Below are 20693 nucleotides of genomic sequence, written 5' to 3'. Positions count from 1 at the left end.
GATTCCAAGCTGCGCATTACCGCGCAGCCAGCTCCATCACCTTGATCTGCGTTGCTTCATCGCGATTGAGGAAACCGGTCACCAGGCCCTCATGCATGACCATGATGCGGTCGCTCATGCCGAGAACCTCGGGCATTTCGGATGAGATCATGATAACTGCCACGCCGTTTCGCGCCATTTCCGTGACCAGCCGATGGATTTCCGCCTTGGCGCCGACATCGATGCCGCGCGTCGGCTCATCGAGGATCAGGATCTTCGGATGGGTGAGCAGCCAGCGTCCGATCAGCACTTTCTGCTGGTTGCCGCCCGAAAGGTTTTCCACCCGCTCGTAAAGATTGGGGGTTTTCACGCGCAGCCTTTTTGCCATGTCTTCGCAGGTCGCCTCGAGTGCGCCCTGCTGCACGAAACCACCCTTGACAAATTTGTCCTGCAGGACGGCGATCTGCATGTTTTCCAGAATATCCAGGATCAACAGGCAGCCGGTGTCTTTGCGGTCCTCCGTCAGGAATGCCATCTGGTGACGGATGGCCTCGGTCGGCGAGGAAATCGTCACCGGCTTGCCGAACAGTTCGATCGTCCCGGAGCTTGCCGGTGTCACGCCGAACAGCGTTTCGGCGACATTCGACCGTCCGGAGCCGACAAGGCCGGCCACACCGAGAATCTCGCCGGCCCTCACCTCGAAGGAAACATTGCGGAAGACGCCTTTGAGGCAGAGGTCCTTGACGGAGAGCACGACCTCGCCGATCGGCACCTCTTCCTTAGGAAACATCTGAGTGATCTCGCGCCCGACCATCATGCGGATGATGTCGTCGCGGGTGACGTCGGTCGAGGCATGCGTGCCGATATATCGGCCATCGCGGAAGACGGAAAACTCGTCGGCGATCTCGAAAAGCTCGTTCATCTTGTGGGTGATGTAGACGATGCCGATGCCCTGGGACCTGAGATCGCGGATGATGCGGAAAAGATGCTCGACCTCGCGCTCCGTCAGGGCCGAAGTGGGTTCGTCCATGATGAGGACATCGGAATTATAGGAAACCGCCTTGGCGATCTCGACCATCTGTCGGTTGGCGACCGAGAGGTGCCGGACTTCGATATCGGGATCGATATCAATATTAAGCCGGGCAAACAGCTCCTCGGTCATGCTGTGCATCACGCCATGGTCAATGAAACCGAAGCGGTTCTTCGGTTCGCGGCGGATCCAGATATTTTCGGCAACGGTCATGAACGGCATCAGGTTCAGCTCCTGATGGATCATGGCGATACCGTTCTCCAGTGCATCAAGCGGAGATTTCAGCTGGATCTCGACCCCTTTGAGGCGAATATCGCCTTTATCGGGCGTATAGATGCCGGCGAGAATCTTCATCAATGTCGATTTGCCGGCGCCGTTTTCACCCATCAGCGCATGCACGGAGGCGCGCTTCAGCCGGAACTGCACGTCATCGAGGGCGACGACACCGGGAAACTCCTTGCGAACGCCCTCGGCGCTCAGCAGATATTCCGCATTCGGAACGGCGCCGCTCGCACGCACGGCGGCCATGGTTGTCGGACTGACGGCCATATCATCTCCTCCGGATACGGACAGGCTGAAAGGATGCGGGCCGAGCCCGCATCCTTCTTGGCACTTACCTCAGTTCTTGGTGACGAAGTCCTTGACGTTTTCAGGCGTGACGAGCTGGAAGGGAATGTAGACCTTCTTCTCGGTCTTCTCGCCCTTGGCGATCTTCAGCGCCGTATCGAGCGCGCCCTTGCCCTGGCCGGCTGCGTCTTGGAACACGGTGACATCGAGGTCACCCGCCTGCATGGCGGCAAGGGCGTCCTGGGTGGCGTCGACGCCGCCGATGACGACCTTGCTCATATCCTTGCCGGCTGCCTTCAGCGCCTGGATGGCGCCAATTGCCATTTCGTCGTTGTTGGAGATCACGGCGTCGAATTCGATGCCGCTGGAGAGCCAGTTGGTCATCAGGTCGGCGCCCTGGGTACGATCCCAGTTGGCCGTCTGCTCTTCGACGATTTCCAGACCCTTGCACTCATCGGTCTTGATGACGTCATGGACGTCCTGGGTGCGCATGCGGGCAGCCTGGTTGGAAAGCTCGCCCATGATGACCACAGCCTTGCCCTTGCCGCCGAGAATACGGCAGATTTCCTTGGTTTCCAGCGTGCCGGATTCCTGCTCGTTGGAAGCGACGAAGGCCTGCTTTTCCGGAAGCGTGTCGACATTGACCGGCTGGCGGTTGACGTAAACCAGCGGAATGCCGGCATCGGCGGCAAGCTTCGACATCGCCGTCGTCGCGTCGGTATCGACAGGGTTGACGATGATTGCATCGACCTTGGAGGCGATGAAATTCTGGATCTGGCTCTGCTGCTTGGAAACGTCGTTCTGCGCGTCTTCGACCTGCAGCGTCACGCCGGAAAGCGTCTTTGCATAATCGGTCATGCCGTTGCGCAGAACGGTCAGGAAGTTGTCGTCGAACTTGGCCATCGACACGCCAACCGTTTCCGCGTGGGCGGCCGTCGACATGACGAGCGCCATCGCAGTGCCCAGGATAAACTTTTTCATTTTTACTTCCTCCACAAAGCGGTGCCCGGCTGCACCCTCCTCACGCCGGAGCTCCAGGCATCTGCCCTGAAGCCGCAATTTGCTGCGCCGCCTCTCCCGCGACGTTCCGAAAACGGAACAAACAAACCGTAAAATTTGTTATGCGGAATATTCATTCCATTTTCTGGGAGCGACGTCAAGTCTCTCTTTAGCGGCACTCGGGATATTGATGGGGCAATGCAAGGCAATTGCGCGTGGCACACGCGTTCGGCGGCATTGCGCACGAGGTGGGCAGCCTCCATCTATGGAACGGTCGAAGACAGGCTCACCGCCGCAGGCCCTTCGACATCCGCCGCGGCCGCCCATTGAAGATTTTGGAGACAGGACTGATGTCCATTTCGATCTATCGCCTTACCGTTCCGATGTTCCAGCGCGGCCTCGCCAGCCTGAAGACCTATCTCGACAAGGCTGAAGCTTATGCGAAGGAAAAGAATATCGATCCCGCCATACTCGTCTGCGCCCGGCTTGCGCCCGACATGCTGCCGCTCGCCGGCCAATATCAGCGGGCCAGCGACAGCGCCAAGTTCACGCTCGCTCGTCTGACTGCAACCGACGCGCCGAAGTTCGACGATAACGAGACGACGATCGAGCAGTTGCGCGAGCGCCTGGCAAAGACCGACGCCTATCTCGCCACCTTCTCGGCGCAAGCGCTGGAGGGCGCGGAAAGCCGCCAGATCACTCTGCCAGGAAAGAGCGGCATCGTGCTGCAGGGGGACGAATATATCACCACCTTCGCCCTGCCGAACTTCTACTTTCACGTCGCCACCGCCCACGCCATCCTGCGCAACCAGGGCGCCCCGATCGGTAAGCGCGACTATCTCGGTTGATTCAAGGCAATTTCAGCAAAAGCGCACAGCGGGTTTACTGGAATTGCGTGAAATAAAGCGGGCGGTGCCGTCATTCGAAGAAGACGGAAATGCTCTACCGGGGTCGGTGCGTCACCGGCCCTTTTTCCGTCAGCTCGGTATAGGCAAGCGTCTGGTCGAGATGCCGCGCTCTCAGCGAGAGCAACTTCTCGGCATATTCAAGTCGCATCGCTGCATAGGCCGGATCCGCCGCGACGTCGTCGAGCTCCATCGGATCGTCGCTGAGATTGAAGAGCAGCGGCGGCAGTGCGGCAAAGTGCACATATTTGAACCGATCGTCGCGAATCACGGCGAGATTGCACTGGTTCGGCCTCAACCCGAAATGCCGTTCCGCCTCACCTTTGGCAATGTCGCGGAAATCAAATTCCCAGAATATCGCGTCGCGCCAGACTTCCGCGCGCTCGCCCCTGATGAACGGCATCAGCGACCGGCCGTCGAGCCCGTGCTTTGGCTCGATGCCGAGCCTTTCGCAAAGCGTGGGAAAAATATCCGCAGCGCTGGTGAAATCGTCAACGATCCTGACGGCCGCAGCGTTTGCGGGATCGCGGATTATCAGCGGGATATGGTAGCTGCCATCGAAGAAGCCACCCTTGCCGAGCGTCCAGTGATCTCCCGCCATCTCGGCATGGTCCGAGGTGAAGACGACGAGCGTATTCTCCCAAGCGCCCGCATCCTTCAGCGCCTGCCAGATCCGGCCGAGCTGCGCATCGACCTCTGAGATCATCCCGTAATAAATCGCCCGGATCGCCGCGAAGTCCCTGCTGCTCCAGGCGCTGAGCGGTCCTTGCGTCCCGGGAATGAAGCTGCCCTTGTCGGCGAGCGGCATGGCGTAGGCGAGATAGGGATGAGCTGTCTGTTCTGCTTCGGGGTTTTCCGCACGCGCAAAGGCCGGCCCGTCATCCGGCTTGTACATTCGGTTGAACGGCGCGGGCACGGAAAATGGCGGGTGCGGACGCAAGAAGGAGACATGCGCAAACCACGGCCGGTCCTGTTCGCCCATCCAGCGAATGAACTCGCCGGCCAGGAAGGCGGTCTGGGTCTCATCGCTGGAATAGGCTGGCGCAGCATCGGAAATTTCGCCGGCTTGCGCACCGATGGGGATATGGATGTCGCGGCTGACGGCGTTCAAATGGCCACGTGACCTGAGCCATGAGAGCCATTGCCGCTCATGCTCGGGCAGGAGTTGGCGAGCGGTAAAACCCGGCAACACGCCTTCATAGGTGGTCAGATGCGGGTCGGCCGCATCCATGCCGCGCGGGTCGGGCGCCGTGTCGGTATAGCCGAACAGCGTCGGGTCGTATCCCGCCCGCCGGGCCGCCAGTGCCAGATTGTCGAAGCGCGCGTCGAGCGGCGAACCATTGCGGCAGACGCGATGGTTCATCTGATAAAGGCCGGTATAGAGCGTGGCCCGGGCCGGCGAGCAGGGGGCCGCCCCGGCATAATGCTGTCGGAAGAGTGTGCCTTCGCGCGCCAGCGCGTCGATGTGAGGTGTTTTCACACAAGCATGACCGACCGCCGATAGGCAGTCGCCACGCCATTGGTCCGCGGTGATCAGCAGAATATTGGGCCGGCGGAGCTTCTCAAGGCGTTTCGGCTCAATGCTGCTTGGCTCAATGCTGGTTGGATTTTGCATGCCAGTTCCAGGCGGAACTTATGATCTCGGACAGATCATACTGCGGTACCCAGCCGAGCACGTCGCGCGCCTTGTCGTTGTTGGCGACCAGCGTATGCGAATCCCCTTCGCGCCGGCCGATATATTCGACCGGGAAAGGCCGGTTCGATACGTCCTCGATCGCCCCGAGCAATTCCCTGACCGTCGTGCCCGTGCCGGTGCCGAGGTTGAGCGCGACGGAATCGCCGCCCTTCAGCAGATATTCGACGGCGCGCACATGCGCGTCGGCAAGATCCAGCACATGGATGTAGTCGCGCACACAGGTGCCGTCGCGCGTCTCGTAGTCGCTGCCGAACACCTTGAAACCCTGGCGACGGCCGAGGGCGGCGTCGATTGCCAAGGGAATTGCATGCGTTTCCGGCTGGTGCCATTCGCCGATCCGCCCTTCGAAATCAGCACCGGCCGCATTGAAATAACGCAGCACCACCGAGCGCAGGCCCTTGTACTGGTCGTAGTCGGCAAGCGCCTGTTCGACGATATATTTCGTCCGACCGTAGGGATTGATCGGCACCTGCCTGTGCGTCTCGTCGAGCGGCACGCTCTGCGGCAGGCCATAGGTGGCGCAGGTGGAGGAGAAGACGAAGGCGTTGATGCCGGCCGCCTGCGCTGCCGAAAGCAGCGTCAAAGTGCCGATCACATTGTTTTCATAGAAGGAAACCGGATCCTTGACCGATTCGCCGACTTCGATCAGCGCCGCGAAGTGCAGGATTGCCGCCGGCTTGTGCTTGGCCAGCACCTCGTCCAGCCGGCCACGGTCGCGAATGTCGCCCTCTTCCGCCGGCCCCCATTTGACGAACTCGCGATGGCCGTTTGAAAAATTATCGAAGACGACAGGCCTATAGCCCTTGTTCGCCAGGTCGAGGCACGTATGCGAGCCGATATAACCGGCGCCGCCGACCACAAGAACCGTTTCACCTGCCATGCACCACCCTTAATCATCAGTGAGAGATGGAAGAAACCTAGACGAGATAGGCGTCAATAAAAAGAAGGAACTGCGATCGGCACGAGCGGACAATACGTCAAATGCCGAAACCGGCGGTTTGCGATTTGGCCGAAACGGCGAAGTCGATCAATTATTCGCGTGATTTGCATGACCGCCCGATTTAAGCGGCTTGTATCATCGGGCGATGATCAACGATCCGCAGCAATCAGCCAGGGAGAACGGGAATGAGGAAGGCATTGATCGTCTGGGGCGGCTGGCAGGGCCACGAGCCGGAACAATGCGCCCATATCGTCGCCGATCTCCTGCGCGAGGACGATTTTGCGGTGGAGGTGACCGGCGATCTCGGCATATTCGGATCTCCGAGCCTGGCCAAGGCGGATCTGCTCGTGCCCATCATCACTGGCGGAACGCTGGAAAAGCCCCATGCTAGCGCCCTGGTCGAGGCCGTACGTGGAGGTCTCGGACTTGCCGGCCATCACGGCGCGCTCGCCACCTCCTTCAAGGAAAGCGCGCCGTTCCGCTACGTCTCCGGCGTCACCTGGGTCGCTCATCCCGGCAACATCATCGACTTCCGCGTCGCTGTTACCCGCCAGGACGATCCGATCATGGAGGGCATTCCCGACTTCGACTACCATTCGGAGCAATATTACCTGCATTACGATCCCACGGTCGAAATCCTGGCGACCACCACCTTCACCGGCGCATACGACCCGGCGGCCCGCAATGTGGTGATGCCGGTCGTCTTCAAGCGCCATTTCGGCGCCGGCCGCATCTTCTACTCCGCTCTCGGCCATGTCGCGGCCGAATTCGAGCATCCCTACATGCCACTCATGCTGCGGCGCGGCCTCAGCTGGGCCGCCCGCCAATAGCACCAGAACGACACATTGCTGCCCCCGGGCGGCTGAGTGCTTCAATCTGACAGGAAAAGGTTTTAACGCGCCGCTTTCAGCTGCAGGTCGTTCTCGGCGGCGGGGACCGGTCGGTCATAGACCCGCATCAGCCGCCCGGCCGCCTTCAGCTTTTCGATAAGGTCGTTTCCGTCGGGCGAGGCTTTCGTCAATTCCAGCTGCTCGAATTCCTTAAGCGCCTGCATCCAGTGGCTTTCCCCGCGCCCCTCTGGCCTGCCTTCGGCTTCCCACAGCGAATAAGCGCGCTGGCTGACCCAGGCGTCCCTATTGTGACTCATAACAAACCCCAGCGGAAAAATTGCAGGCAGATATGGATAGGCTCAAGGTTGCCAAAACCGGCTTTAGGAGTGGTTACGAGGGAGCGTTATTTTTTCGCTAACGGGCAACACCGCTTCGGAGGCATCCTAAATGGCACTTCGCGTCGCGCATGCGGCCGTCTGTGCATCCATCGCAAGAAGGTCAACATCTCAATCGTCACGACCGGTCAGAGACTCGGCTTCACGCAGCTCGACGGCCGCATTTGGCTTGTAAGCTTCTTGCGCCACGATCTTGGATATATCGATTCGGAACAGAGGGCACTGCAGACCATCGACAACCCATTCGGCACGAGGTTGTACCGATGTCCTAGGACAAACTGTTACCTGTGTCTCTGGATGGACAAGAGAGAAACTGGAGCGGGCGAAGGGATTCGAACCCTCGACCCCAACCTTGGCAAGGTTGTGCTCTACCCCTGAGCTACACCCGCTCAATCCGCATCGGTCCGGGGTAGTCGTTGGACCGTGGGCGCCGCCTCGTGGCGACGGGCGCTATATGGCCTAACGGATTTTCAATTGCAACAGGGAAATGACGGAGAAGCGAAGAAAAATTGCGATGTTCGCACAAGCGGCGCGGAAAGGCCGCAAAACGGGGGCAGAGCGTCGGTTGCGAAGATTGCCAAACATTGTGGACGGACTTAATCAGGACGCCTCGACTTTTCCCTTACGCGCCGATGGATCGCCCAATGCCCGAAAATGCCCCCAAGACAAGAGAAGAATTGTTCGCCTTCCTCGACGGACTAGGGATCGCTTACAAGACGGTCGATCACGCGCCGGTCTTTACCGTGGCCGAATCGGTTGCGCTGCGCGACGAGATCCCCGGCGGCCACACCAAGAATCTCTTTATCAAGGACAAGAAGGACAGGTATTTTCTGCTGACCGTGGAGGAGAATGCCGAGGTCGACCTCAAGCAGGTTCACACAATCATCGGCGGCTCCGGCCGGGTTTCCTTCGGCAGGGCTGAGAAGCTCATGGAGTATCTCGGTGTCATTCCGGGCGCGGTCACCGCCTTCGGCGCGATCAACGATGCGGCAGGAAATGTCACCTTCGTGCTCGATGCCGATCTGATGGAAGAGAAGATCGTCAACTGCCATCCGCTCACAAACGATGCGACGACATCGATTGCGAGCGATGACCTCGTTCGTTTCATGGAAGCGACGGGACATAAGCCGCTTGTCTTGAAAGTGACGTCCTGACATACGATTTTAGCGCTACAATGATGCCGGCAGGATCGGCGCGGCGGGAGATACCTATGAGCGGCAGCAACAACCCCTATAACGGTTCCTTCGGAAATCAGATGTCGGCAACGGCAAGCTTCGGCGCTCAGCCGGAAGCGGCGGCTGCGACCGGCAGCTACATCACGGACACGACAACTGCGAATTTCGGCAAGGACGTTATCGAGGCGTCGCGCAATCAGCCGGTGCTGGTCGATTTCTGGGCACCCTGGTGCGGTCCCTGCAAGCAACTGACGCCAGTCCTGGAGAAGGTGGTCAACGAGGCCAAGGGCCGCGTTCGGCTGGTCAAGATGAACATCGACGACCATCCCTCGATTGCCGGCCAGCTCGGAATCCAGTCAATTCCTGCCGTCATTGCCTTCGTCAATGGCCGTCCGGCCGACGGCTTCATGGGCGCGGTGCCGGAGACCCAGATTCGCCAGTTCATCGACCGAATCGCCGGTCCGGCCGGCGCCGACGAGGCGGCCGAGATCGAGGCGGTGCTGACGGAAGCGACAGAGATGCTCGCCGCCGGCAATATCAACGAGGCCGCGCAGCTCTACGGCGCCGTCATGCAGGCGGATCCCGAGAATGCCAAGGCGCTTGCCGGAATGGCCGAATGCATGATCGCCGCAAACCAGCATCAGCGGGCGCGCGAAACGCTGACTGATCTGCCGGAGGAGCTGGCGAAAGACGCCGGCATTCAGGGGGTGTTGAAGAAGCTCGACCAGATCGAGGAAGCGCGCAAGCTCGGCGACCCCGTCGCGCTCGAGCGTGAACTGGCTGCCAATCCCGATCATCACGAGGCGCGGCTGAAGCTCGCGAAAATCCTCAATGTCGAAGGCCGGCGGGAGGAAGCCGCCGAACATCTGCTTTTTATCATGCGCAAGGATCGCGCCTTCGACGATGACGGCGCCCGCCGGCAACTGCTGCAGTTCTTCGAGGTCTGGGGTTTCAAGGATCCGGCGACGGTTGCCGCCCGGCGCAAGCTTTCGGCAATGCTGTTCTCTTAAGATGTATATTCGCCCTTGCGTTTTCGGGCGAGGGCACCACATTCTCGTCAGGACGGGCATGCCCGTCCACCAGAATGCGGGACGGTTTCATGCAAGTCGGTAATGCCAGATACCTGAAGCCAGGCGATCTGCCTGATGCGATCGCCGTCTTCCCCTTGACCGGGGCCCTCCTCCTGCCCGCCGGGCAGCTTCCCCTCAACATCTTCGAGCCGCGTTATCTGGCGATGCTGGATGCGGCACTTGCCGGAAACCGGCTGATCGGCATGGTCCAGCCGGCACTCGGCGAACATGAGGACAAGGGCGGCGAGCACAATCTTGCCGCCGTCGGCTGCCTCGGCCGCATCACCTCCTTTGCCGAGACCGGCGACGGGCGCTATATCGTGTCGCTGACCGGCGTCTGCCGCTTCCGGCTGCTGGAGGAGAAGGTGACCAGCGATCCTTTCCGCACCTTCCGCATCGCGCCCTTCATTGCCGATCTTTCGGCTGAGAACGAGGAGGAGGGGGTTGACCGCACGGCGTTGCTGACCGCCTTCAAGGCCTACCTCGATGCCAATAAGCTGGAGGCCGACTGGGAGAGCGTCGAACGGGCCAGCAACCTGACGCTCGTCAATTCACTTGCCATGATGTCGCCGTTCGGGCCGGCTGAAAAGCAGGCGCTCCTGGAGGCGCCTGACCTGAAGACACGGGCCGAGACGCTGATCGCAATTACCGAAATCGTGCTGGCGCGGGTCTTCGGTGACTCCGATACCGTTCTGCAGTAGACTGCGGCCATGGACGAAAAACTGAGCCGCGTCGATCCGAAACTGCTGGAGCTCCTGGTCTGTCCGCTCTCCAAGGGCCGGCTTTCCTATGATCGCGAACACAATGAGCTCGTCTCGAAAAAGGCGCAGCTTGCCTATCCGATCCGCGACGGCATTCCGATCATGCTGGTGTCCGAGGCCCGCCGCCTCGACGAATAGCCTCTCCGAATTCGGCTAAATCGTCTGGCCGGCCAGCAGCCGCGGATTATCCTTTGCCGCTGTTCCGGCCGCCTGGCTGATGAAGAAGGATTTGAGGCGCGGCAGCCGGTCGACGATGCCGAGACCGACATCGCGAGCGATACGGATCGGCATTGCGTCGTTGGAGAAAAGCCGATTCAGCACGTCGGTCGTCACTCCCATACGGAAGGTGTCGAAGCGCCGCCAGGTCTGGTAACGCTCGAGGATGTTGATCGAGCCGATGTCGAGGCCGAGGCGGTCTGCCTCGACGATCGTTTCGGCGAGCGCCGCCACGTCCTTGAAGCCGAGATTGAGGCCCTGTCCCGAAATCGGGTGGATACCGTGCGCGGCGTCGCCGGCCAGCGCTAGACGCGGAGCGACAAAGGAGCGGGCAAGCGTCAGGCCGAGCGGAAAGGCGCGTTTGTCGCCGATGACCTTCAGCGCTCCGAGCTTGTGACCGAAGCGGCGTTCCAGTTCCTCCTCGAAGATCAGATCGTCGGCGGCAACCAGCCTGTCGGCATCATGCGTGCGTTCCGTCCAGACGAGCGAGGAGTGGTTGTTCGGGAGCGGCAGGATGGCGAAGGGGCCGGCCGGCAGGAAATGCTCCTCGGCACAGCCGTCATGCGGCCGCTCATGTTCGACGGTCGCGACAATGCCGGACTGGCCGTAGTCCCAGGTGACGGTCCTGATACCGGCGAGATCGCGCAGTCTCGAGCGCACGCCGTCGCAGGCAACCACCAGCCGGGATTCCAGGGTGCTGCCGTCCGAAAGCGTGACGCCGGCATGGCTGTCGTGGGTTTTGAGTTCGGTCGCGCTCAGTCCGTGGCGTATGTCGATACCGAGCCGTTCGCAGGCGCCGCGAAGCGCTGCGACCATGGCGACATTCGGAATCATGTGAGCGAAAGGCCGGCCTTCGGCCACTTCGCCGTCGAAGGTCAGGAAAACCGGACGGACCGGATCGGAGGTTCGGGAATCGGTCACGATCATCTTGGTGATCGGCTGAGCTTCCGGCTCGATCTCGGTCCAGATGCCGAAGATTTCGAGCATCTTTGCGGCGGCAGCGATGACGGCGGAAGCGCGCTCATCCTTTTTCCAGACATGCTCGGGTGCGGCTTCGACCACCGAGACTTTCAGATGCGGTGCTGCCTGCTTGACCGCAACGGCAGCGGAAAGGCCGACATAGCCCCCGCCCACAACCAGCATATCAAGCATCACGCCGCTCCCGTACCTTGTGCCTCAGATGTGATCTATATAGATCATCGCAACTTCACTTCCTACCGCCGGGAGACATACAAAATGACGCGCGAAACAAACGGACCGTCGGCGGTGGAGAGGCTGCTTGCGACGCTCGACCTGGAGCCGATCGAGGTCGATATCTTCCGTGGACGCAGTCCGCAGGCCGGCTGGCAGCGGGTCTTCGGCGGCCAGGTCATCGGCCAGGCGCTGATGGCGGCGCAGCGCACCATCGAGGCCGAGCGCTTCGTGCACTCGCTGCACGCTTATTTCATGCGCCCCGGCGATCCCTCGGTGCCGATCATCTACCAGGTGGAGCGCATCCGCGACGGATCGAGCTTCAACACTCGGCGCGTCGTTGCGATCCAGCACGGCAAGGCGATCTTCGCCCTGTCGGCTTCTTTCCAGGTGGAGGAAGCGGGCTTCGACCACCAGATCGCCATGCCCGAGGTGGCGATGCCCGAAGAACTGCTCGGCGAACAGCAGATCAAGGAGCAATATCTCGCGCATGCGCCGGATGCGATCCGGAAATACTGGGAGCGCGAGCGGCCGATCGAGATCCGCCCCGTCTCGTTGACCCATTATTTTTCCGACAGGAAGCTCGACCCCCGGCAGGACGTCTGGGTGCGCGCCACCGGTCCGGTTCCCGATGACCGGCTCTATCAGGCTGCGGTGCTTGCCTATCTCTCAGACATGACACTGCTCGATACGTCGCTTTATGCCCACGGAACGTCCATCTTCGACCAGAGCCTGCAGGTGGCAAGTCTCGATCACTCCATGTGGTTCCACCGGCCCTGCAAGCTCGACGACTGGCTGCTCTATACGCAGGACAGCCCCTCGGCTTCGGGCGCCAGGGGATTGACTCGCGGGAGCCTGTTCACGCGAACGGGTGTGTTGATCGCATCCGTCGCCCAAGAAGGATTGATTCGGAAAAAGGCAAATGAATAAATAACAGGCATATTTGCAAATTTGCGTATTATTTGTGCGCTTATCGGTCGGTCAATTGCCTGTTTATTGGCACCTCCAATTATAACATTTATTTTTCAATAAGTTAACTTCGGCTTCGAATCTGGCACGTCCTTTGAATGTATATCGCCGGTCGCTGTTCAGGAACGTCAGCGGCAAGGAGAGTCGGCTCCGCGCCGAGGATAACGAAGGATGGGAAACCAGATGAAAATTGTGATGGCTATAATCAAGCCGTTCAAACTCGATGAGGTCCGCGAAGCCCTTACGGCGATCGGCATTCAGGGCCTGACCGTAACCGAAGTGAAGGGCTACGGGCGCCAGAAGGGACATACCGAAATCTATCGCGGCACCGAATATGCCGTCAGCTTCCTGCCGAAGCTCAAGATCGAAATCGCGGTTGCATCGGAACTTGTCGACAGGGCGGTCGAAGCCATCGCGGCGTCGGCCAAGACCGGCCAGATCGGTGACGGCAAGATTTTCGTCTATTCGATCGACCATGCCGTGCGCATCCGTACGGGCGAAACCGATTCAGAAGCGCTGTAAGAACGGCAGATCAAGGAGCTTTTTCCAATGTCAATCTCGAAGTTTTCTTCCACCTTTGCGCGCATCGGCGCAGCATCGGCCGCGCTTCTTGCGCCGGCCGTCGCTTTTGCGCAGGAGACTGCTGCGCCAGCCGCTGCCGCCGCTGCTCCTGCCTTCACCATGGACAAGGGTGACAATACCTGGATGCTCGTCTCCTCGGCGCTCGTCCTTCTGATGACCATCCCCGGCCTTGCGCTTTTCTACGGCGGTCTCGTACGCGCCAAAAACATGCTCTCCGTGCTGATGCAGGTCTTCATGATCACGGCCGTCGTGTCGCTGATCTGGGTGACTTACGGCTATTCGCTCGCCTTTACCGACGGCGGCTCGCTAAACAGCTTCATCGGCGGTTTCTCCAAGGCCTTCCTTGCCGGCGTCAACACATCGTCGCTCGCCGAAACCTTCTCGAAGGGCGTCGCCATTCCGGAATACACCTTCATCGTCTTCCAGATGACCTTCGCCTGCATCACGCCCGGCCTGATCGTCGGCGCCTTCGCCGAACGCGTCAAGTTCTCGGCCGTCATGCTCTTCGTCGTGCTGTGGGTCACCTTCATTTACTTCCCGATGGCGCACATGGTCTGGTTCTGGGGCGGCCCGAGCTCCTACAGCGCACCGGCCGGCCTGATCTTCTCTTACGGCGCAATCGACTTTGCCGGCGGCACGGTCGTCCACATCAATGCCGGTATCGCCGGTCTCGTCGGCGCCATCATGCTCGGCAAGCGCACGGGCTATAAGAAGGAAATCATGGCTCCGCATTCGATGACGCTGACCATGGTCGGTGCCTCGCTGCTGTGGGTCGGCTGGTTCGGTTTCAACGCCGGCTCCAACCTCGAGGCCAATGGCTACGCATCGCTTGCGATGATCAACACCTTCGTCGCGACGGCTGCCGCCGCGGTGTCCTGGTGCATCGTCGAAAGCCTTGCCCGTGGCAAGGCCTCGATGCTGGGCGGTGCTTCCGGCGCTGTCGCAGGCCTCGTCGCCATCACCCCGGCCGCTGGTTTTGCCGGCCCGATGGGCTCGATCGTTCTCGGCCTCGTCGTCTCGCCGATCTGCTACTTCTTCGTCGACGTGGTGAAGAACAAGTTCAACTATGACGATAGCCTTGACGTCTTCGGCGTCCATTGCGTCGGCGGCATCATCGGCGCTCTCGGCACCGGCATCCTCGTCAACCCGGCGCTGGGCGGTGCAGGCATCGTCGACTATTCGACGGCTGATTTCGCCGCCACCTATGCCGGCACGGCAACCCAGGTCCTGAACCAGGCGAAGGGCGTTCTCACGACCCTCCTGTGGTCGGGCATCGGTTCGGCGATCCTCTACAAGATCGTCGACGTCGTCATCGGCCTGCGCGTGAGCGTCGAAGCCGAGCGCGAAGGTCTCGACCTTTCGACCCACGGCGAAGCCGCCTACCACGCCTCCTGATCATAAAGTTTGCGGCGCCCGGCAGACGGGCGCCGCTTCACGGCCCGTCGCGGCCTATCTAACCATAAGCCGCATTTGGCCCGGACCTCCCAAGGTTCGGGCTTTTTTCTTTTCTGGGGTGGATGCGCCTCCCGGCACGCATGGTTAACATCGCTTTAACCTCGTTCTGGTTAGATGGAGCGGACGCATTTTGGCATGGCGAAGCTTCGGTGATTCGCATGCCCTCAGGCAGTGGACGGGTTAGACACATGGCAAGAAGCACGTCGCCGGCGATGGATGGCCGTCCGGATCGGTTCTCCTTCTCGGCATTCATGCTGCGGCAGATCCAGGCGCTCATCGGCTTTGCGATCTTTCTGCTGCTGGCGTTCTGCGTCGCGGCGCTGGCGACCTGGAACGTCGCCGATCCGAGCTATTCCTACGCCACCGCCAACCTGCCGACGAATATCCTCGGCTACAGCGGCGCTGCCTTTGCCGATATCGTCATGCAGTTCCTCGGGCTTGCCAGCGTCGTGTCGATGCTGCCGATCGTCGCCTGGGCGCTGACGATGATCTCGGGCCGCAGCTTCAACCGCATCCCCGCCCGCATCGGCGCCTGGCTGGCCGGTTCGATTCTGTCTTCCGCCGTCATCGGCTGTTTTCCGCCGCCGCTCACCTGGCCGATCCCGAACGGTATCGGCGGCGTCGTCGGCGACATGATCCTGCGCTTTCCCGCACTCTTCGTCGGTGCCTATCCCACCGGCACCTTCGCCATGGCCGTTGGCTGCATTTTTGCCGTGCCGACCGCGTGGATGATGCTCTTCGCGTCAGGCCTCGTCGGCCGCAGTGACGCCGATGACGAAATCGAGGACGATTACGTCGAGACAACAAGCAAGGCGCGGGTGGTCGGAGACGAAGACGAGGACGAGGACGAATCGCGCTGGGTTGCGTTCAGCGGCGCCATAACGCATGCCTGGTTCATGAGCCAGGGCCGGCTGCGCCGGCTGTTCGGCATGGGACCGCGCCAGCGGCGCCAGGGCGATTTCGAATCGCCCTATGATTTCAACGACGATGAATTCGGCACGCTGAACGAACCGGTCCGCGCCAAAGCGCCGGCCGTTCGCGGCGAGCGCCTGGAGCCATCGATGGAGCCGCGTTCGACTTCGCCCCGCCGCGTCGTCGCCGCGCCGTCGCTTTCCATCGATGACGACGATGAGGACGACGATCCGCCCTTCGATACCGACATGCCGCCGCGTCCGGCCGACATTCTGCCCGACGAGGATGACGACGACTGGATGATCCGTGCGCCGGCAAAAGCCACCGCAAAACCGGAACCTCGCGTCGTCCCGGCGATCACGCGTCCGAAGCCCGGCGCCCGTGTCGAGCGGGAAGCGCAGGGCTCGTTCATTCGTCCCGAGGGTTTCCAGCTTCCCTCGATGCACTTGCTCGCCGAGCCACGGAACGTGGTGCGCGATTCAACACTGTCGGCGGATGCGTTGGAGCAGAATGCCCGCATGCTCGAGGGTGTGCTGGAGGATTTCGGCGTCAAGGGTGAAATCATTCACGTCCGCCCGGGCCCCGTCGTCACGCTGTACGAACTGGAGCCGGCGCCCGGCATCAAATCGTCGCGCGTCATCGGCCTGGCCGACGATATCGCCCGCTCGATGAGCGCCATTGCCGCCCGCGTCGCTGTCGTTCCCGGCCGCAACGCGATCGGCATCGAACTGCCGAACCAGACACGCGAGACCGTCTTTCTCCGCGAATTGATCGCGTCGCGGGATTTCGACGCCAGCAAGGCCAAGCTCGCCATGGCGCTCGGCAAGACGATCGGCGGCGAAGCGGTCATCGCCGACCTCGCCAAGATGCCGCACCTGCTCGTTGCCGGCACCACCGGTTCGGGCAAATCGGTCGCCATCAATACGATGATCCTGTCGCTGCTCTACCGCATGACGCCGGAACAGTGCCGGCTGATCATGATCGACCCGAAGATGCTCGAGCTCTCGGTCTATGACGGCATTCCGCATCTGCTTTCGCCTGTTGTCACCGATCCGAAGAAGGCCGTCGTCGCGCTCAAATGGACCGTGCGCGAGATGGAAGAGCGCTACAAGAAGATGTCGAAGATCGGCGTGCGCAACATCGACGGCTTCAACACGCGCGTCGAACAGGCGCTGTCGAAGGGCGAAGTGATCTCGCGCACCGTGCAGACCGGCTTCGACCGCCACACCGGCGAAGCCATGTACGAGACCGAGGAATTCGACCTCAAGCCGATGCCCTATATCGTCGTCATCATCGACGAGATGGCCGATCTGATGATGGTCGCCGGCAAGGACATCGAAGGCGCGGTGCAACGCTTAGCGCAAATGGCGCGTGCGGCCGGCATCCACGTGATCATGGCGACCCAGCGTCCGTCGGTCGACGTCATCACCGGCACGATCAAGGCGAACTTCCCGACCCGCATCTCCTTCCAGGTCACCTCGAAGATCGACAGCCGCACCATTCTCGGCGAACAGGGCGCCGAACAGCTGCTCGGCATGGGCGACATGCTCTACATGGCGGGCGGCGGGCGCATCCAGCGCGTCCACGGCCCGTTCGTTTCGGATGTCGAGGTGGAAGAGATCGTCTCCTACCTGAAGACGCAGGGCTCGCCGCAATATCTCGATGCGATAACCGCCGATGACGACGAGGATGGCGATTATGGCGGCGGCGGTCCGGCCGGCACGTCGAACCTTTCGGATTCGGAAGATCCCTATGATCAGGCCGTCGCCATCGTGCTGCGCGATGGCAAGGCTTCGACCTCTTACGTCCAACGCCGACTTGGTATCGGCTATAATAGAGCCGCCTCGCTGATCGAGCGCATGGAGAAGGAAGGCATCATCGGGCCGGCCAACCATGCCGGCAAACGAGAAATCCTCGTGCCGACCGAGGGCGACATCCTCGACCGCTGAGACGAGCGCCATATATTTCTGATGTGGCCGCTTTGGCGGAAACACGGTGGCATCAACGCCGTTTTCGCGCGCCGATCGCAACGCCTTGAAGACGCCGCCTTTGAGCGGCATGCAGATCGCATAAAGGAGATTTAGATGCGTAACTCCGATTCTTTCCTCTCCGGCCTGGCGATGACGCGCCGCGATCTTCTCGGCGCTTTCGCCGTTGCTGCGATGGCGAGTGCCGTCCCCTTGAGCGCCATCGCACAGGCTGCGGCGCCCGCTTCCGGCACGGCACAGGCAATCGCCGATCATTTTTCCGGCGTCACGACGATGCAGGGCGAATTCGTCCAGTTCGGTCCGCGCGGCGAACAGACCGGCGGCAAGTTCTTCATCCAGCGTCCCGGCAAGCTGCGTTTCAACTACGACGATCCGTCGCCGATGCGGGTGATTGCCGACGGCAAGAATGTCGCCATCGGCAATATGAAGCTCAAGACGTGGGATCTCTATCCGCTCTCGAAGACTCCGCTCAGCCTGCTCCTTGCGCAGCATATCGACCTTTCGGCCGGCATGGTGAAGGGCGTGAAGGAGGAGTCGGACCTGACGACAATCGCGCTCGGCAACAATACGGTGTTCGGAAACTCGACGATCACCATGATGTTCGATCCGAAGACCTATGATCTGCGCCAGTGGACGATCACCGACAACCAGGGCAAGGATACGTCGGTGATGATCTTCAACGTCAAGACGGGTGTGCAGTTCGACGACCGCGTCTTCCGGGTGCCCTACGAGAGCATTCCGGGTACGGCAGCTTCACGCGACTGAGGGTTTTCGGTTGATCGCCTGAGGCTTTTGCACGCTCCCGGTTTCCTCCTGTCCGCCTTTGTTCTAAAGCCCTTTCATGAAAGTGTGAAAGGGCAGGGGCATGGGCTTTTCGATCACCACCTGGAACATCAACTCGGTGCGGCTGCGCATGCCGATCGTCGAGCAACTCGTGCTCAAACACAGGCCTGACATTCTCTGCCTGCAGGAAACAAAGGTGCCGAACGAGCTCTTTCCGGCAGCACCTTTGCGGGCGATGGGCTACGATCACATCATCATCCACGGCCAGAAGGGTTATCACGGGGTCGCAATCGCCTCGCGCATTCCGCTGACGGAGGATCACCGGCAGGATTACTGCGGCGTCGGCGATGCCCGCCACATATCGGCGGTATTCGAGCGCGGCAACCGCCGTGTGCGGCTGCACAATTTCTACGTCCCTGCCGGCGGCGACGAGCCCGACCGCATGATCAATCCGAAATTCGGCCACAAGCTCGATTTCATCGAGGAGATGAAGCTCCTGAAAGCCAATGGCGAGGCCAACACCTCCGCCATCCTGGTCGGCGACCTCAACATCGCACCGCTGGAGCACGATGTCTGGTCGCACAAGCAACTGCTGAAGATCGTCAGCCATACGCCCGTCGAAACCGACGGGCTGCTCGAGGTGATGAAGCGCGGCGCCTGGCTCGATCTCATGCGCCAGCACGTGCCGGCCAGCGAGAAGCTTTATACGTGGTGGAGCTACCGCGCCAAGGACTGGGAGGCTGCCGATCGCGGCCGCCGGCTCGACCATATCTGGTCGTCATCGGATCTCGGGCCGCATCTCCAGCGGATCGAGATCCTGAAAGAGGCGCGCGGCTGGGACCGGCCGTCTGACCATGTGCCGGTAACGGCGCATTTCGATTTCTGACGGCAATCAGCTGAAGCGGTGAAATTGGCTTGCCGCCTTGGCTGCAAGCTCGGCGAGGTTGTCGCGGATGCGGTTTTCGATCAGACGGGCCGCATCGGGATATTCCTCGAGCAGCCGATGGAAGAGGGCGCGGGTGATGCGGATGATGCTCGTGTCCTCGCGCGCGATCGCGGTGAACTTGCGCTCCACCAAGGTGACCAGCGCCAGCTCCGAAATCAGTGTTCCCGGTCCGGCGACAGCCTCCGCCCGCTGCATGCCGTCGCTGCTCGTCGTGCTGAGTTCCAGGCTGCCGCTCAAGACGACGTAGGCGCTCTCGGCCGGCGAGCCTTGGCGGAACAGCATCTGGCCGGCGGCGATCATGCGCCGGTCGGCGCCGAAGGCGATTAGCCTCAGCTGGTCCTCGCTCATGTCCTTGAACAGCGGAAGCCGGGAAAGTAGATGAATGTCGTCGGTCAGCGCCATGCCGGCTTTTCGCCTTAGAGCAATTCCAGCAAAAGTGCCTGGCGGTTTTGCCAGGCAAAGCGTGAAACGCTTTTGCCGGGAACTGGGTGAAAACAAAGAGACAGAACATCTCCGCGATTCGGAAAAACGGAAATGCTCTAGGGTATGATCTTGTAGCCGCCGTTTTCCGTCACCAGAATTTCGGCGTTGGAGGGATCCCGCTCAATCTTCTGGCGCAGCCGGTAGACATGGGTTTCCAGCGTGTGCGTCGTTACACCAGAATTATAACCCCAGACCTCCTCGAGAAGCACGTCGCGGGTGACGACCTTCTGTTCGGCGCGGTAGAGATAGCGGATGATCGCCGCTTCCTTCTCCGTCAGGCGGATCTTCTGGCCATTGTCGGTGGTGAGCAGCTTCTGGCTCGGCTTGAAGAGGTATGGGCCGACGGTGAAAGTCGCATCTTCGCTCTGCTCGTGCTGGCGCAATTGCACGCGGATGCGCGCCAGCAGTACGGCGAAGCGGAAGGGCTTGGTGACGTAGTCGTTGGCCCCGGCTTCGAGGCCAAGGATCGTGTCCGAATCGGTATCGTGGCCGGTCAGCATGATGATCGGCGCCTTGAAGCCGCCCTTGCGCAGGAGCTTCACCGCTTCGCGGCCGTCCATATCGGGCAGGCCGACATCCATGATCAAGAGGTCGACCGGCGTCGAACGGGCGGTCGCAACGCCTTTGCCGGCGTTGGCTTCCTGCAGAACCGTGAATTCCTCATAAAGCGACAATTGCTCCGTCAGGGTCTGACGAAGGTCCTCGTCGTCATCCACCAGAAGAATGGTGCGTGCGGTCATGCCGTTGCGTCCTCAAAGTTAAGTCCCCTAGTCCTACGCCAAATTGCAGCTTTGGCAAGGATCGGCCGGCGGGGCTGTTGC

At 60.9% G+C, this 20693-nt stretch carries 20 protein-coding genes, 1 tRNA gene and 1 pseudogene; 13 read left to right on the top strand and 9 right to left on the bottom strand.

The window, feature by feature from the left end; all coding sequences use genetic code 11:
* Positions 1-16 precede the first annotated feature (16 nt).
* Both B5E41_RS03315 and B5E41_RS03310 read right to left on the bottom strand, forming a co-directional pair.
* On the bottom strand, positions 17-1558 hold the full coding sequence (locus B5E41_RS03315) for a sugar ABC transporter ATP-binding protein (protein ID WP_064805576.1): 1542 nt from the start codon (positions 1556-1558) through the stop codon (positions 17-19).
* A gap of 69 nt (positions 1559-1627) precedes the next feature.
* The gene (locus B5E41_RS03310; RefSeq protein WP_088391034.1) at positions 1628-2557 is read right to left on the bottom strand and encodes a sugar ABC transporter substrate-binding protein; all 930 of its coding nucleotides are present in this window, start codon (positions 2555-2557) and stop codon (positions 1628-1630) included.
* A 368-nt stretch (positions 2558-2925) separates the two neighbouring features.
* On the opposite strand from B5E41_RS03310, the gene B5E41_RS03305 reads away from it, so the two are divergent.
* Positions 2926-3423 carry a DUF1993 domain-containing protein gene (locus B5E41_RS03305; protein ID WP_064805573.1) on the top strand — a complete coding sequence of 166 codons (498 nt, stop codon included), beginning with the start codon at positions 2926-2928 and terminating at the stop codon, positions 3421-3423.
* Between the two features lie 94 nt (positions 3424-3517).
* Here the strand turns inward: B5E41_RS03305 and B5E41_RS03300 are convergent, their stop codons facing one another.
* Together B5E41_RS03300 and galE are read right to left on the bottom strand one after the other, a co-directional pair.
* Positions 3518-5095, bottom strand: a complete 1578-nt coding sequence (locus B5E41_RS03300) for an alkaline phosphatase family protein (RefSeq protein ID WP_088391032.1) — start codon at positions 5093-5095, stop codon at positions 3518-3520.
* Positions 5073-6056, bottom strand: a complete 984-nt coding sequence (galE, locus tag B5E41_RS03295; protein ID WP_088391030.1) for a UDP-glucose 4-epimerase GalE — start codon at positions 6054-6056, stop codon at positions 5073-5075. The genes B5E41_RS03300 and galE overlap by 23 nt, the downstream gene beginning before the upstream one ends.
* Positions 6057-6301: 245 nt before the next feature.
* Between galE and B5E41_RS03290 the strand changes: the two genes are divergently transcribed.
* The gene (locus tag B5E41_RS03290; RefSeq protein WP_088391028.1) at positions 6302-6946 is read left to right on the top strand and encodes a ThuA domain-containing protein; all 645 of its coding nucleotides are present in this window, start codon (positions 6302-6304) and stop codon (positions 6944-6946) included.
* 62 nt (positions 6947-7008) lie between these two features.
* Here B5E41_RS03290 and B5E41_RS03285 read toward each other — a convergent pair whose 3' ends face one another.
* Positions 7009-7263 carry a DUF2934 domain-containing protein gene (locus tag B5E41_RS03285; RefSeq protein WP_088391026.1) on the bottom strand — a complete coding sequence of 85 codons (255 nt, stop codon included), beginning with the start codon at positions 7261-7263 and terminating at the stop codon, positions 7009-7011.
* A gap of 150 nt (positions 7264-7413) precedes the next feature.
* Between B5E41_RS03285 and B5E41_RS32740 the strand changes: the two are divergent.
* Positions 7414-7599 (top strand): annotated as a pseudogene (locus B5E41_RS32740) (transposase); the annotation flags it as partial.
* A 56-nt stretch (positions 7600-7655) separates the two neighbouring features.
* On the opposite strand, the gene B5E41_RS03275 reads toward B5E41_RS32740, so the two are convergent.
* Positions 7656-7730, bottom strand: a tRNA-Gly gene (locus B5E41_RS03275).
* Between the two features lie 255 nt (positions 7731-7985).
* On the opposite strand from B5E41_RS03275, the gene B5E41_RS03270 reads away from it, so the two are divergent.
* From B5E41_RS03270 to B5E41_RS03255, 4 genes are all read left to right on the top strand, one after another.
* Entirely contained in the window at positions 7986-8495 is a 510-nt protein-coding gene (locus tag B5E41_RS03270) for a prolyl-tRNA synthetase associated domain-containing protein (protein ID WP_088391024.1), read from the top strand.
* 56 nt (positions 8496-8551) lie between these two features.
* Complete coding sequence (trxA, locus tag B5E41_RS03265) at positions 8552-9526, top strand: thioredoxin (RefSeq protein WP_088391022.1); 975 nt, start codon at positions 8552-8554, stop codon at positions 9524-9526.
* A 74-nt stretch (positions 9527-9600) separates the two neighbouring features.
* Positions 9601-10287: an LON peptidase substrate-binding domain-containing protein gene (locus tag B5E41_RS03260; protein WP_176439331.1), complete on the top strand. Its 687-nt coding sequence runs from the start codon at positions 9601-9603 to the stop codon at positions 10285-10287.
* A gap of 9 nt (positions 10288-10296) precedes the next feature.
* Entirely contained in the window at positions 10297-10485 is a 189-nt protein-coding gene (locus B5E41_RS03255) for a Trm112 family protein (protein WP_088391020.1), read from the top strand.
* Positions 10486-10500: 15 nt separating this feature from the next.
* Here the strand turns inward: B5E41_RS03255 and B5E41_RS03250 are convergent, their stop codons facing one another.
* Positions 10501-11715: a ubiquinone biosynthesis hydroxylase gene (locus B5E41_RS03250; RefSeq protein ID WP_088391018.1), complete on the bottom strand. Its 1215-nt coding sequence runs from the start codon at positions 11713-11715 to the stop codon at positions 10501-10503.
* An 84-nt stretch (positions 11716-11799) separates the two neighbouring features.
* Here B5E41_RS03250 and tesB point away from each other — a divergent pair, with 84 nt between their 5' ends.
* The 6 genes from tesB (at position 11800) to B5E41_RS03220 (ending at position 19329) form a co-directional block, all read left to right on the top strand.
* Positions 11800-12684 carry an acyl-CoA thioesterase II gene (gene tesB / locus B5E41_RS03245; RefSeq protein ID WP_088391016.1) on the top strand — a complete coding sequence of 295 codons (885 nt, stop codon included), beginning with the start codon at positions 11800-11802 and terminating at the stop codon, positions 12682-12684.
* A 210-nt stretch (positions 12685-12894) separates the two neighbouring features.
* Positions 12895-13245, top strand: a complete 351-nt coding sequence (locus B5E41_RS03240; protein WP_003543684.1) for a P-II family nitrogen regulator — start codon at positions 12895-12897, stop codon at positions 13243-13245.
* Positions 13246-13272: 27 nt separating this feature from the next.
* Positions 13273-14700, top strand: coding sequence for an ammonium transporter (locus B5E41_RS03235; RefSeq protein ID WP_088391014.1), 1428 nt, complete (start codon positions 13273-13275; stop codon positions 14698-14700).
* Positions 14701-14948: 248 nt separating this feature from the next.
* Positions 14949-17621, top strand: a complete 2673-nt coding sequence (locus B5E41_RS03230) for an FtsK/SpoIIIE family DNA translocase (RefSeq protein WP_088391012.1) — start codon at positions 14949-14951, stop codon at positions 17619-17621.
* 135 nt (positions 17622-17756) lie between these two features.
* On the top strand, positions 17757-18425 hold the full coding sequence (locus B5E41_RS03225; protein WP_064805551.1) for an outer membrane lipoprotein carrier protein LolA: 669 nt from the start codon (positions 17757-17759) through the stop codon (positions 18423-18425).
* Positions 18426-18525: 100 nt separating this feature from the next.
* The gene (locus B5E41_RS03220) at positions 18526-19329 is read left to right on the top strand and encodes an exodeoxyribonuclease III (protein ID WP_088391010.1); all 804 of its coding nucleotides are present in this window, start codon (positions 18526-18528) and stop codon (positions 19327-19329) included.
* Between the two features lie 6 nt (positions 19330-19335).
* On the opposite strand, the gene B5E41_RS03215 is transcribed toward B5E41_RS03220, so the two are convergent.
* Together B5E41_RS03215 and B5E41_RS03210 are read right to left on the bottom strand one after the other, a co-directional pair.
* Positions 19336-19791, bottom strand: coding sequence for a cyclic nucleotide-binding domain-containing protein (locus B5E41_RS03215; protein WP_064805547.1), 456 nt, complete (start codon positions 19789-19791; stop codon positions 19336-19338).
* Positions 19792-19928: 137 nt separating this feature from the next.
* Entirely contained in the window at positions 19929-20612 is a 684-nt protein-coding gene (locus B5E41_RS03210) for a response regulator transcription factor (RefSeq protein WP_011427159.1), read from the bottom strand.
* Positions 20613-20693 lie beyond the last annotated feature (81 nt).

The organism is Rhizobium esperanzae (assembly GCF_002204185.1).
Taxonomy (GTDB): Bacteria; Pseudomonadota; Alphaproteobacteria; order Rhizobiales; family Rhizobiaceae; genus Rhizobium; species Rhizobium esperanzae.
This window is presented reverse-complemented; position numbering and strand designations above follow the sequence as displayed.